The 14,526-nt window shown below is 75.3% G+C and carries 6 protein-coding genes; all 6 read left to right on the forward strand.

Features of this window, described 5'->3' with window-relative positions:
- A partial coding sequence (locus ABD419_RS24650) for a DUF4132 domain-containing protein (protein WP_344492708.1) occupies positions 1–2,233 on the forward strand: 2,233 nt, incomplete at its 5' end.
- 17 nt (positions 2,234–2,250) lie between these two features.
- A complete protein-coding gene (locus tag ABD419_RS24655) occupies positions 2,251–5,559 on the forward strand; it encodes a DUF4132 domain-containing protein (protein ID WP_344492711.1) in 3,309 nt (1,102 codons plus the stop codon).
- Positions 5,560–5,561: 2 nt separating this feature from the next.
- The gene (locus ABD419_RS24660; protein ID WP_344492714.1) at positions 5,562–8,237 is read left to right on the forward strand and encodes a DUF4132 domain-containing protein; all 2,676 of its coding nucleotides are present in this window, start codon (positions 5,562–5,564) and stop codon (positions 8,235–8,237) included.
- A gap of 72 nt (positions 8,238–8,309) precedes the next feature.
- Entirely contained in the window at positions 8,310–11,573 is a 3,264-nt protein-coding gene (locus ABD419_RS24665; RefSeq protein WP_344492717.1) for a DUF4132 domain-containing protein, read from the forward strand.
- Between the two features lie 10 nt (positions 11,574–11,583).
- Positions 11,584–12,672 carry an ATP-binding protein gene (locus tag ABD419_RS24670; protein ID WP_344492720.1) on the forward strand — a complete coding sequence of 363 codons (1,089 nt, stop codon included), beginning with the start codon at positions 11,584–11,586 and terminating at the stop codon, positions 12,670–12,672.
- Positions 12,669–14,526 (forward strand): DUF5682 family protein (locus tag ABD419_RS24675; RefSeq protein WP_344492723.1); only part of this gene is annotated, 1,858 nt, incomplete at its 3' end. The genes ABD419_RS24670 and ABD419_RS24675, both read left to right, overlap by 4 nt.

Consider the following 14,526-nt stretch of genomic DNA (forward strand, 5'->3'; position numbering starts at 1 on the left):
ACTCGCCGCCGACGCCCCCGCCGAAGTGCGCGCCGCACTCGACGGGCTCACCGCCGACCAGCGGCCCGTGCCCGACGCCGACCCCGCCGACCTCCCCGCGCTGCTCACCGCCCCGCCGTGGACCGTCAAGCGCCGCAAGCCGAAAGCGGTCGTCCTCGAACTCGAGCCGATCGGGGAGCCGTACGTCGACGAGGACGACCGCCTCGCCCGGCGGCGGGAGCGCGACGACACGGTCTACGAGCAGGAGGACCGCTGGATGGAGGAGTCGCGCCGCCTGGTGCACACCGGCAACTGGCGGCTCGACGACTACCGCATCCCTGAGATCACCGCCAGCGGCCCCGACGACCTCGCCGCCCAGACGCTGCTCGTCTGGTCCCGCCCGGAATGCCTCGCCTACCCCGGCCACTCCGAGACGATCGTCGCCCGCTTCGGCACCGCCGCGATCGAAGGCGCGCTCAACATCGCCCGGCGCTGGCAGGCGGAGGACCTTCCGGTGCAGGTCTTCAGCGTCGACGTCGCCCGGTTCATCGCCGAGCGGTTCTCCCGGCGCAAGACCGAGCGCCCCGCCGCCGCGATCTGGCTGGAGCGCCACGGCCCCGCCGCGGCGACCGCGCTCGTCCCCGACGCGCTCGGCGCCGACCGGAAGCGCCGCAAGGCCGCCGAGGCCGTCCTGATCCACCTGGCCCGGAACCTCGGCGACCCCGCCGTGCTCGCCGCCGCCGAACCCTATGGGCCCGAAGCGGTCGCGGGTGTCGCCGCGCTCTTCGAGGGCGACCCGCTGGAGCCGCGCGGCGTCAAGGTCCCCAAGCCCGGCCCGTGGGCCGCGCCCGTCATGTTCCCGCAGGTCCTGCTGAAGAGCGGCGACCGCGCCTTCCCCGAGGACTCGGTCCGGCACCTCGTCACCGTCCTCGCGCTCGCGGACCCCGGCGAGCGCTACCCGGGCCTCGACGTCGTCGCCGCGACCTGCGACCGGGCCTCGCTCTCGCGCTTCAGCCGCGCGGTCTTCGAGCAGTGGCTCGCCGTCGGCGCGCCCGTGAAGGACCAGTGGGCGCTCACCCAGCTCGCGCACTTCGCCGAGGACGAGACCGTGTGGGCGCTCGCCCCGCGCCTGCGCGAATGGCCCGGCGACGGCCAGCACCGCCGGGCCGTGACCGCCCTCAAGGTGCTCGGCGCGATCGGCACCGAGGAGGCCCTGCGGGCCGTCCAGACCACCGCCGACAAGGTCAGGTTCGAGGGCCTCCGGTACGAGGCCCAGCAGCAGATCGACAAGATCGCGAAGGAGCTCGGCCTCTCGCAGGAGCAGCTCGCCGACCGGCTCGTGCCGGACTTCGGGCTCGGCGAGGAGGCCGCGCGCGTCGTCGACTACGGCGCCCGGACGTTCACCGTCGCCTTCGACGAGCAGCTGCGGCCCTTCGTGATCGACGAGGCCGGCAAGGCCCGCAAGAACCTCCCCAAGCCCGGCGCGAAGGACGACGCGGCGGTCGCCGCGGACGCCTACCAGCGCTTCCTGGCGTTCCGCAAGGAGCTCAAGGCCGTCGCCGCCGGGCAGGTCAAGCGCCTCGAACGCGCCATGCTCGACGGCCGCACCTGGACCGCTGGGGAGTTCCGCCGCTTCCACGTCGAGCACGCCCTCGCCGGGCTCCTCGCCCGCCGCGTCGTGTGGCTCTCCCTCCACGACGGATCGACGACCGCGTTCCGCGTCGCCGAGGACGGGTCCCTCGGCGACGCCGACGACGACGCGTTCGACCTCCCTGCCGACGCCGCGGTCCGCCTCGCCCACCCCGCGCTCCTGGGCGACCGCGTCGGCGACTGGGCCGCGCTGTTCGCCGACTACGAGATCCTCCAGCCCTTCGACCAGCTCGACCGGCCCGTGCTGGCCTTCACCGACGAGGAGCTGGCGACCGGCCGCGTGCCCCGCTTCGAAGGCGCGACCGTCGGGACCGGCGGCCTCCTCGGCCTCGCGCGGCGCGGCTGGCACCGCGCCTACCCCGGCGACGGCGGCCTCGTGCCCGGCTTCACCTTCCACCTCGCCGCCCACCAGTACCTGGTGCTCACCGTGGAACCCGGCATCCCGATCGGGTACGCCGTCGAGGAGCCGCACCAGAAGATCGCCTCCGTGCGCTTCAACGACCACGGGAGCTTCGGCGCCGAACCCGTGCCGCCCACCGCCCCCCTCGACCCCGTCCGCGCCGCCGAGGCCCTCGGCGGCCTCGCCCGCCTCGTCCGCCCCTGAACCCCGAAGGAACCGCGATGACCGCATACGACGCCTCCCAAGAGGACCGCCTCCAGATCCCCGCGCACTGGGAGCCCGACTTCGTGCCCCGCCGCGCCGACCCCGGCGCCCCGGTCGAGCTCGACCCCGACGCCGCGACGGCGCTCGCGGCGCTCGTGCGCACGCACGACGCCGACCTGCGGCACGCGCTCGCCCAGCACGCCCGCTTCGCGCCGCCGGCCCTGCGCCACCTCGACGGCGACCCCGACCCCGAAGGCGCGGCGGTGGTCTCGGCGATCCTCGGGGCCCGCGACAACAGCGGCCAGACCTCAGTGCTCCGTCCTGACCTCGACGCCTGGGTCCAGGAGCACGGCCTGCCGTTCGCCGCCGCCGCGTCCGTCGCGCGTCTCGGCATGTACGCCTGGCGCCAGTACAAGGCCAGCCACCGCGAGACCACCCTGCGGGCCTCGACCCTGCCCCAGCTCCACACGCTCCGCCACGAGCTGGGCCGCGGCATCGAGACCTTCCGCAGCCTCCTCGCCCATGCGTCCGAAGCGGACTACGCGGCCGCAGTCGCCGAGGTCGAGCGGCACCGCGGCACCCAGATCCAGCGGTTCATCGCCGCGGTCCTGTTCCCCGACGAGTCCGACTGGCTCGAGGAGGTCTGCCGCGAGTACAAGGGCACCGGCGACCACAGCTCCGCCGTCGTCCTGTGGCTCGTCGTCGACCGGCCCGAACTCCTGGCCGCCGCCGGGCTCTCCAGCCTCGACCACTGGCAGGTCTCGCGCTGGATGATCTCGGCGGTCGTGCGCAACCTCGGCGCCGCGAGCCTCCCGTTCCTCATCGCGAGCATGCGCCAGCAGCTCGGCACCGACGCCCGCCACCTCCTGCTCGACGCGATGTCGCTGCTGCCCAGCGACGAGGCCGCCGCCCACCTGGTCGGGCGCCTCGGCGAGGAGTACATGTTCCAGGCCGCCACCGAGGCCGCCAAGCGCTTCCCGCGGCGCGTCCTGCGCGTCGCCGCCGCCGAGGCCGCCGCCGTCCCGCCCGAGCTGCGGCCGCGCCTGGCCGCGCTCGTCTCCGAGATCCCCGCCGAGCACCGCGACGCCCTCCCCGCGGCGGACCGCGCCGCCGTCGAGGCGCTCCTCGCGCCCTCCCCGACCCCGCTCGCCGACCCCGCGAAGCTCCCGGCCCTCCTCACCGCCCCGCCGTGGACCGTCAAGGGCGCCAAGCGCACGCCCGCGGTCCTCGACCTCACCGCCGACGCGAGGCCGGCCATGGTCTGGGCCGACGGCGAGGCCGAACGGTGGTCGAAGCCCGAGCACGACTACTTCCGCAACCACACCGACGCCGACTGGGAGAAGACGCTCGCCCGCGGCGGCGTCGGGCCCGGCGGGGTCCGCCACAACTACGGCGTCATCCTGACCTACGCGCCCACCTCCATCGCGCTGCGCGCCCTGGAGAAATGGGACGGCTTCTACAGCCCCTACACGACCAGCGACCTCAAGGTCATCGCCGGCCGCTTCGGCGCCCTCGCCGCCGCCCCGCTCGTGGTCGCCCTGCGCGCCAACCCGACCTACTACGACGCGCTCGTGCCGATCCTCAGCGTCGACGCCGCCCGCCTCGCCGCCGACTGGTACGCCCGCCTCAAGGGCGCCCGCGTCGGCGCCATCGCCTGGTTCGAGCGCCACGGCGCCGCCGGCGCGGCCCTCCTCGTCCCCGACGCCCTCGGCGCCGACAAGAAGCTTCGCAGCAACGCCGAAGGCGCCCTGTGGAACATCGCGCTGCGCAACGGCGCCGAGGCCGTCACCGCCGCCGCCGAGCAGTACGGACCCGAAGCGGCCGAGGCGATCCGGGAGCTCCTCGCGGGCGACCCCCTCGAACCGCGCGGCGTCAAGCTCCCCAAGCCCGGCACCTGGGCCTCCCCGATCATGCTCCCCGAGGTACTCACCGCCGACAGGTCCGGCGCGCTGCCCGCGGACTCGGTGCGCCACCTCGTCACCGTCCTCGCGCTCGCCACCCCCGAGTACCCGTACGCCGGGCTCGACGTCGTCGCCGAAGCGCTCGACCGCGACTCGCTCTCGCGCTTCAGCCGCGGTCTGTTCCAGCTCTGGCTCTCGATGGGGTCGCCCTCGAAGGACGGCTGGGCCCTCACCCAGCTCGCCCACTTCGCCGACGACGACACCGTGCGCCTGCTCGCCCCGCTCGTGCGCGAATGGCCCGGCCAGTCCCAGCACAAGCGCGCCGTCACCGGCCTCGGCGTGCTCGGCGCGATCGGCTCCGAGACGGCCCTGCGCGCCATCCAGGGCATCGCCGAGAAGGTGAAGTTCAAGGCGCTCAAGGAGGAGGCGCGCGTCCAGATCGCGGCCATCGCCGAGGGCCTCGGCCTCACCCGCGACCAGCTCGCCGACCGGCTCCTCCCGGACTTCGGCCTCGGCGAGGACGGCTCGCTCGTCCTCGACTACGGGCCCCGCTCCTTCACCGTGGTCTTCGACGAGCAGCTCAAGCCGTTCGTCAAGGACGACCAGGGCAAGCCCCGCAAGGCCCTGCCCAAGCCCGGTGCGAAGGACGACGCCGAGCTGGCCGACGCCTCCTACAAGCGGTTCGCGGCCCTGAAGAAGGAGCTGCGCACCGTCTCCTCCGACCAGGTCCTGCGCCTGGAGGTGGCGATGGTCAACGGCCGCACCTGGACCAAGGACGAGTTCGAGGCCTACTACGTGCGCCACCCCCTCACCTGGCACCTCACCCGGCGCCTGGTCTGGTCGGCCGAGTCCCAGGGGACCGTCTCGGGCTTCCGCGTCGCCGAGGACCGCACCTACACCGACGCCGCCGACGACGCCTTCGACCTCCCCGACGACGCCGTCATTCGCCTCGACCACCCCGTGCGCATGGGGGACAAGGCCGCCGAGTGGGCCGAGCTGCTCGCCGACTACGAGATCCTCCAGCCCTTCGAGCAGCTCTCTCGCCCCGTCCTCACGTTCACGCCCGAGGAGCTCGCCACCGGCCGCCTGGAGCGCTTCGAGGGCGCCAAGGTCGAGGTCGGCAAGCTCCTGGGCCTCACCTCGCGCGGCTGGCACCGCGCCGCCCCCGAGGACGGCGGCGTCGAGCCCGGGATCCACTTCCCGCTGCCCGCGGGCGGGTACGTCGTCATCGCGCTCGACCCGGGCATCTGGGTCGGCATGGTGGGGGAGAACCCGATCCAGACCCTCGAATCCGTGCGCGTCTCGGCCCACGAGGACTACTGGTGGCGCCGCAACAACGGCGAGGACGCCCACCCCACCGGCATCGACCCGGTCACCGTCTCCGAGGTCCTCGCCGCCCTCACCCGCATCACCGCAAAGGAGTAGGCGTGCGCCTCCCCGACGAGGACGCCTTCGCCCTCACCCCGGAGCAGCTCGCCGCCGCCGCGCCCCGGCGCGGCGGGCGCTCCGCCCGCCCGTTCACCATGCGGCCCAATGACACCGAGTGGTGGCGGCGCGCCGGGATCGAAGCGCGGCGAGAGGTCTTCCTCGCGGCGATCACCGCGCCGTCGACCGAGCCGCCGATCGCCGCCGCCCTGCGGCGGTACCTCGACGGCGGACCCGACCCGGTCGGCGCCGCCGCGGCCTTCCTCGCGAGCGACGCCGCGGGCTCCGGCCTCTGGCTGGAGCGCGGGTACAGCCAGTACGACGCCTGGCTCGGCGAGCACAGCACCGAGTTCGCGGCGACCGCGGTGATGGAGTACTTCACGCTCAGGACGGCCCATCCGAGCAACAGGCGGCCGTTCGACCCGGACCGCGACCACGCCGACCGCTTCGCGATCGTCCGAGCCCCCGCCGACTGCACCGAAGGCCCGGCCCGGAACCTCCTGCACGAGCTCCGGCAGTTGCGGACCCACCTCTCGACGCTGCCCGAGGACGAGTACCGGCGGATCGAGGCGGTGCTCGAACACCAAGGCCGCGAACCGTACCAGCGCCGGGCCCGCGCATTCGCCATGCCCGAGCGCACCGACTGGGTCGAGCAGACCTGCGCCGAGCAGCCCGCCTGGCCGTTCCGCGACTCGCGGCACCGAGGACTCCTCCTGGAGAGCGTCGCCTCGATCGACCAGCTCGCGAAGGCGGGCGTCACCGGCCTGCCCCGCGGCGGCGACCACGCGCGTATCGTCGCCAGCCTCCTCGACGCCGTCGGCCCCGACATCGTCCCCGTCATCCTCGACGCCGACGTCCTAGCCTGGTCCGACCCCGAACCCAGAGACCACCTGATCGACGTGCTCGCGACCCTGCCGCGCGACGAGGCCGTGCGGTACTTCCTCGGCCGCATCGAGGAGCACCGCGAACAGCCCCGCCTCCGGCAGGTCGCCGACCGGTTCCCCGTGCGCACCCTCCGCGCGATCACCGACCTCGCCGAGGACGCCGACACGGTCCGGCGCGCCCGCTTCGTCGCGCTCGTCCGCTCCAGCCCGCTCCTCGACGGCCCCGCCCGCGACGCGCTCGACCCCGCCGACCGCGACCGCATCGACGGCCTGCTGGCCTGGCGCGGCCTCCCGCCCGAGACCGCCGACGCGCCCGCTGCGCTCGCCGAACCGCCTCGCCTTCAGCCCCACCGACGCATCCCCAGAGCCCCGGACTGGGCCCCGATGGTCACCGCGATCCCGCTGCTCACCAAGGGCCGCACGGCGCGACTCCCGCAGGCCGCCGCCGGGCACCTGCTCGCCGCGCTCGCGCTCGACACCGCCAAGCACCCCCACCCCGCCGTCGAGGCCGCGATCGAGCACTGCGACCCCGCGAGCCTCCGCGAGTTCTCCTGGGCCGTCTTCGCCACCTGGAACCTCGCCGGCGACCGCGCGAACCCGTGGGCGTTCACGCAGCTCTCCCGGTTCGCCGACGACGGCGTCGTGCACCGCCTCGCCGCGCTCGTGGGCGAGTGGCCCGGCCAAGGCCTCCACAAGCGGGCCGTGCGCGGCCTGGAGATGCTCGGGGCCATCGGCACCGAGGAGGCCCTGACCGCTGTCCACCGCCTCTCGCGGCAGGCGGCCTTCAAGGGGCTCAAGAAGGCCGCATCGGCCGAAGTGGACCGGATCGCCGCCCGGCTCGGCCTCGACCAGGACCGGCTCCTCGACCGGCTCGTGCCGGACGTGGAACTCGACGCCGAGGGTCGCATGACCCTCGACTTCGGGCCCCGGAGCTTCAGCGTCGGCTTCGACGAGCAGCTCAGGCCCCTCGTGGTCGAACCCGGGGGCAGGACCCGCAGGAGCCTGCCCAAGCCCGCCGCCGGCGACGACCCCGAGGCCGCCGCGGCCGCGGCCGCCCGCTTCGAACGGCTCAAACGCGGCCTGAAGTCCGTCGGCACCGAGCAGGTGCGGCGCATGGAGCGGGCCATGACCGGCGGCCGGGTCTGGTCCCGGCCCGACTTCGAGCGGTACGTCGCCGGCCACGCCCTCATGCGCCATCTCGCCCGCCGCCTGGTGTGGCAGTACACGACCGGCAAGGGGTGGACCGCGTTCCGGATCGCCGAGGACGGCGGCTTCGCCGACCTCCGCGACGACGAGCTGCGCCTGCCCGAGCGCTCGGCCGTGCGCCTGCCGCACCCGCTCCACCTCGGAGCGGAGGCCGCCGCGTGGGCCGAGCTCCTCGCCGACTACGAAGTGGTGCAGCCCTTCGCGCAGCTCGACCGCCGCGTCTTCACCCTCACCCGCGAGGAGGCCGCCACCGGCCGCGTCGCCCGCTTCGAGGGCCGCGTCCTGCCGGCCAAGGTCCTCACCGGCCTGGCGCGCGGCCGCACCCGCTGGAAGTACACCCAGGCGTTCAGCGGCCGCGGCGGCTCCGGCACGTACGGCCTGTGCCGGGAGCTCGCCGACGGCGGCTTCCTCATGCTCGACCTGGACCCGGGCATCGGCTTCCCGGTCGCGGCCGCCGCCCCGGAGCAGCGCCTGCGCGCGGTCCGGTTCACCACCGAGGAGGCCGCCGACGCCCCCGCCCTGCGCGGCCTCGACCCGGTCCCGGTCTCCGAACTCCTCGCCCTCCTCGACGGCCACGCCGTTCGATGACCGGAGCCGGAGCGGCTGTCGCACCCTGACTCTAGAATCTGTGGGAACCGAACGCCCCCGCGAAGGACTGAGATGACCCAACCCGTTGCAGCGCAAGAAGATCAACTGATCCTTCCTGCCGAGTGGACGGGACTGGTCCTGCCGCGGCGCGGGCACGGGACGGACATTCCGGTCGAGCCGGGCAACGCCTCCGAGATGCGCGAGGCCGCCGCGAGGGTCGGCGCCGTCGTCGCCGCCCGCCGCGACGACCTCGTCGCGGCCCTCGAACACCCCGACTGCGAACCGGACCTCGGCCGGGCCGGCCTCGCCCACCTGCGCGGTGAGGCCAGCCCGGCCGGCGCCGCCGCCGTCACCACCCTGCTCCGCTTCGCCGACCCGTTCCGCGGCTCGCTCTACCAGAGCGGCGGCGAGCACGCCGCCGCCAACCGCGACCTGTTCTCGGCGATGGTGACCGATCACGGGCTCCCGTTCGCCGTCTGCGCCGCCATGGAGGAGCTCGACGCCGAGACCCGCTGGGGCTCCGCCACCGGCTGGGGCCCCAACGAGATCCCCACCCTCGCCCCCGGCGAGTCCGGCAGCCTCAAGTGGATCGTCGTCTGGTCCGACCGGCAGGGCGCCCTCCCGCTCGCCCGCGGCCTCCTCGCCGCCGCGGGCGACGACGAGTACCGGCGCGTCGTGGCCGCCGCCGCGGCCCACCGCGACTCGCCCCTCAAGCGCATCGCCGCCGCGCTCCTCCTGCCCGACGAGGCCGACTGGGTCGCCGCCGCCTGCGCCGAGCGCGCCGCCTTCCACGGCAGCACCGGCCCCGAGCAGGCCGTCTGGTCAGCGCTCAGCGGCGGGGACCAGCTGCGCGCCTCCGGGCTCACACGGCTCCCCACCCACCACGTCAAGGCCTGGCTCATCGCCGAACTCGTGCGCAACCTCGGCCCCGCCGCCCTCCCCCTGCTCACCAAGACCCTCGAAGGCAAGGGCCTCGACCTCGCCCAGCGCACCCTCCTGTTCCAGGCGATCGGCGTCCTCCCCAGCGACGACGCCGCGCGGACGCTCGTCGCCCGCGCCCACGAGCCCGGCGCGCTCGCCGCCGTCAAGCCCGCCGCCGTGCGCCACCCGCACCGCTTCGCGCGCGCCGTCGCCGCCCTCGCCGCCGAGACCGCCGCCACCGAGCGCTTCCGCCTCGCCGGCGCCCTCCGCCAGGAGGAGGTCCCCCTCGACGCCGTCCTCGCCGGGCTCGACGACGCCGGCCGGGCCGCCGTCGAGACGCTCCTCGCCGAGGCCGCGCCCGCCGTCGCGGCCCCCGAAGGCCTCCCCGCCGTCCTCACCGCGCCCCCCTGGGCCGAGCGCCGCCGCCGCGGCGCCCCCGACCCCGTCCCCGGCCTGACCGCCCCCGCGGGCGTCGACATCGTTTGGGGCCCAGGCGAACGCGAGGCCGCGCTGGCCCTCGAACCGACCTACGCCGAGTGGGACGAGGACAAGTTCTGGACCGACACCGAGAGCCTGACCGGCCTCGGCTTCGCCGACCGCGTCGCCGGCCGCCTCGCCCGCGGCGGCGAGGCCGAGGCCGCCGCCGTCCTCGCCAAGCTCGTCGACGCCCCCAAGCACGCGAAGGCCCTCGTGCCCATCCGCAGCGCGGAGGCGGCCGCCGTCGCCGCCGACTGGTTCGCGCGCCTCAAGTCCGCGCGCGCCCACGCCGCCGACTGGCTCGACCGCCACGGCGAGCACGCCGTCCCCCTGCTCGTGCCCTGCGCGCTCGGCCCGGACAAGCGCCTGCGCGACGGCGGCGAAGCCGCCCTCCGCTACCTCGGCCGCCGCCTCGGCGACCGGGCCGTCCTCGACGCCGCCGCGCCCCATGGCCCCGCCGCCGTCGCCCGCGTCGAGGCCCTCCTCGCCACCGACCCCCGCATCCCGCTCGCCGGCACCGTCACCCCCGGCGCCTGGGCCGACCCCCATATGCTCCCGCCGGTCATGCTGCGCGACAGCGAGACCGCGCTCCCCGCCGCCAGCGTCCGGCACCTCATCGCCGCGCTCGCCCTGTGGTCGCCGCGGCTGCCGTTCCCCGGCGTCGACGCCGCCGCCGCCCACTGCGACCCCGGCTCGCTCCAGCGCTTCTCGCTCGCCCTGTTCGACCTGTGGCTCCGCGCCGAGGCCCCCAGCAAGGACTCCTGGGCCGTCGACCAGCTGGGCGCCTTCGGGAACGACGACACCGTCGCCGTCCTCGGGCCCCTCGTCGCCGACTGGCCCGGCCGCAGCCAGCTCGACCGGGCCCTCCACGGCCTCGACGTCCTCGCCCACATCGGGTCCGTGGCCGCGTTCGACGCCCTGCGCGGCGTCGTCGACGCCTTCAAGTTCCCCAACACCGCCACCCAGCGCGCCCGCGAGCTCGCCGAGCGGATCGCCGCCGACCGCGGCCTCACCTACGAGGGCCTCGCCGACCGGCTCCTGCCCGACCTCGGCGTCACCGACCCGGACACGCTCACGTTCGACTACGGCCCCAGGCGGTTCCACCTCGCCTTCGACCGCCTCCTCACCCCGCGCCTCACCGACGGCGACGGCAAGGCCCGCAAGGCCCTCCCCAAGCCCGGCGTGCGCGACGACGCCGCCGTCGCGAAGGCCTCCCAGCGGCGGTACCGGAACCTCGTCAAGACCGTCGAGACCACCGCCGAGGCGCAGGCCGAGCACCTGAAGGCCGCCATGCTCTCGGGCCGCGTCTTCACCCTCGACGACCTCCGCGCCCTCGACGCCCACCCGCTCACCGGCGTCTTCACGCGCCGCCTCGCCTGGCACAGCCGCGGCGCCGGGTTCCGCATCGCCGAGGACGGCGGCTTCGCCGACGTCGACGACCGCGAGTTCCACCCCGACCCCGCCGCGATCCGCCTCGCCCACCCCGCACTCCTCGGCGACGACACCCCCGCCTGGGTCGCCCTGTTCGCCGACTACGAAGTGCTCCAGCCGTTCGACCAGCTCTCGCGCCCCGGCGCCGGCTTCACCGCCGAGGAGCTGGAGACCGGCCGCCTCACCCGCCATGACGGCCTCCGCGGCACGTTCACCGAACTCGGCGAGCGCATCGGCTGGACCCAGCTGTACCGCTCCGGCGACGAGCCGCCCGCCTGGGTCTGGCGCCTCCAGCGCCCGATCCTCGGCGGCTGGCTCCTCGCCGACGCCGACCCCGCCCCCGACCGGCACGCCCCCGACCCCGACCTCGTCCACACCGCCACGGCCATCCGGCTCCAGGCGAACCGCAACCGCCGCCCCGACCACGCGCGCCCGCTCCCCGGCCGCGCCGTCGACCCGGTGGCCGCCGCGGAACTCATCGCCCGGCTCACGCACCCGACCAGCTAGAAAGACACCCATGAGCGACACCGCAACCGCCGCACCACGCCTCCAGAGGCCCCCCGCCGAGCAGCGCTACGCCGACGAGCTCGCCAAGCTCGCCGCCGAGGACGACGCCCCGCGCCCGCCCGGCTGGGCCCTGAGCCTCCAGGCCGCCCGCACCTTCATCTGCGGCGACGAGTCCCGCGGCGTCGCCAAGAAGTTCGTCGGCGACCCGTCCCTCATCGACCGCGCCCTCGTCACCCTCGCCACCAGCCGCGGCCTCATGCTCGTCGGCGAGCCCGGCACCGCCAAGTCGCTGCTGTCCGAGCTCATCGCCGCCGCCGTCTCCGGCGACTCCACCCTCACCATCCAGGGCGGTGCCTCCACCACCGAGGACCAGATCGCCTACTCCTGGAACTACTCCCTCCTCGTCTCCGAAGGCCCCACCCAGCGCGCCCTCGTGCCCGCGCCCCTGCTGCGCGGCATGGCCGAAGGCCGCGTCGTCCGCTTCGAGGAGATCACCCGCTGCCCCCTCGAAGTGCAGGACTCGCTCCTGTCGCCGCTCTCCGACCGCGTGCTCGCCATCCCCGAGCTCGAAGGCGACTCGATGGTCTTCGCCCGCGAAGGCTTCAACATCATCGCCACCGCCAACACCCGCGACCGCGGCGTCAACGAGATGAGCGCGGCCCTCAAGCGCCGCTTCAACTTCGAGACCGTGTTCCCCATCGGCGACTTCAAGACCGAGCTCGACCTCGTCGAGCACGAGGCCGCCAACGCGCTCGCCCGCTCCGGCGTCCCCCAGGCCCCCTCCCGCGACGTCCTCGAAGTGCTCGTGCGCGTCTTCCGCGACCTCCGCGTCGGCGACGCCAACGGCGGCCGCCCCCAGGCCGTCATGTCCACCGCCGAGGCCGTCTCCGTCGCCCACGCCGTCGGCATCAAGGCCTGGTACCTGCGCGGCGGCGTCGCCGAGGCCGGCGACATCGTCGACTGCATGGCCGGCGCCGCCGCCAAGGACTCCGCCGAGGACCTCGCGCGCCTGCGCCGCTACCTGGAACAGAAGGCCCCCAAACGCAAAGGCCCGCACTGGCAGTCGCTCTACCAGGCCCGGAACCTGCTGCCGGGATGATCGACCGCCTCCACGTCCAGGGCGTGCGGCACCACTCGCCCGCCTGCGCCCGCCTCGTCGCCGACCGCATCGAGGCGCTCAAGCCCGCCGCCGTCCTCATCGAGGGCCCGGCCGACTTCAACGAGCGCCTCGACGAGCTCGCCCTCGAACACGAACTCCCCGTGGCGATCTACTCCTACGCGAGCACCGGCTCCTCGGTGCGCCGCTCGTGGACCCCGCTCTGCGACTACTCTCCTGAGTGGACGGCCCTCACCGAGGGCCGCCGCAGCGGCGCCCAGGTCCGCTTCATCGACCTCCCCGCCTGGCACGACGCCTTCGAAGGGGTCGAGAACCGCTACTCCGACGCCGAGCGCCGCTACACCGAGGCCACCGACCGCCTCTGCGCCGCCTTCAGCGCCGACAACCAGGACGCCCTCTGGGACCACCTGGTCGAGAACGCCGACCCCGACGGCCTCGCCGAACGCCTCGACACCTACTTCGACCTCGTGCGCGGCGAAGCCGACGCCAACGGCGCCGACACCGCCCGCGAAGCCCACATGGCCCAGTGGATCCGGGCCGCGCTCGCCGAGCACGACGGGCCCGTCCTCGTCGTCTGCGGCGGCTTCCACGCCCCCGCGCTGCGCCGCCTCGCAGAAGCCGGCGACACCGCCGCCCCCGAGGTCCCGCGCCCGCCGGAGGGCACCGACACCGGCGGGTTCCTCGTCCCGTACTCGTTCAAGCGCCTCGACGCGTTCGCCGGCTACCAGTCCGGGATGCCCTCCCCCGAGTACTACCAGCGCCTGTGGGAGGACGGCCCCGCCGTCGCCGCCGGCGCGCTCATGGAGCGCATCACGACCCGCCTGCGCGGCAAGGGACTCCACGTCTCCACCGCCGACCTCATCGGCGCCCGCGCCCTCACCGACGGCCTCGCGCGCCTGCGCGGCCATGACGTGCCCGGCCGCACCGACCTCCTCGACGGCCTCGCCAGCGCCCTCATCAGCGACGACCTCGAAGGGCCGCTGCCGTGGACCCGGCGCGGCACCCTCACGCCCGGCACCCACCCGGTCGTCGTCGAGATGACCGCCGCCCTCACCGGCGAGCGCGTCGGCCGCCTCCACTCGTCCACCCCCGCGCCGCCGCTCGTCGCCGACGCGCAGGCCGAGATGGAGCGGCTGGGCCTCGACAAGGACGGCTCCCTCCGCCTCGACCTCGCCCGCCCCGCCGACCTCGAACGCAGCCGCGCCCTCCACTGCCTGCGGCTCCTGTCGGTCCCCGGCGTGCGCCGCGACGACGGCCCCGCCGCCGGCGCCGACGTCACCGCCGAGGAGCACTGGACGCTCCGGCCCACCGAGGACCGCCTCCCCGCGCTCATCGAGGCCGGCGCGCTCGGCGCGACCCTCGGCGACGCCGCCCAGACCGTCCTCGAACACCGCCTCGACCGCGACGGCGCCCTGGACGCGCTGGCCGCCATCCTCTTCGACGCGGCCCTGTGCGGACGCGCCCACCTCACCGACCGCCTCGGCGCGGCCGTGGAGTCGGCCGTCGCCGAGTCCAGCGACATCGCCGCGGTCGGCCAGGCCCTCGCGGTAGCGCTCGCCCTGTGGCGCCACGACCACCTGTTCGGCACCGCGGGCAGCGACCTGTACGGCTCGGTCGTGACCGCCTGCTGCGACCGCGTCCTGTGGCTCGCCGAAGGACTCCACGCCGCGCCCGGCCCCGCCGACCCCGGCCGCCTGCAGGCCCTCGTCGCCCTCCGCGACGCCGTCCGCCACGCGCCCGGCCTCACCCCGGCCGCGGGCACCGTCACAGGCGCGGCCGACCGGATCGCGCTCGACCCCCAGGCCCCGCCGGACCTGCGCGGCGCCGCCCTCGGCC

Source organism: Glycomyces endophyticus, assembly GCF_039531525.1.
Lineage (GTDB): Bacteria > Actinomycetota > Actinomycetes > Mycobacteriales > Micromonosporaceae > Glycomyces > Glycomyces endophyticus.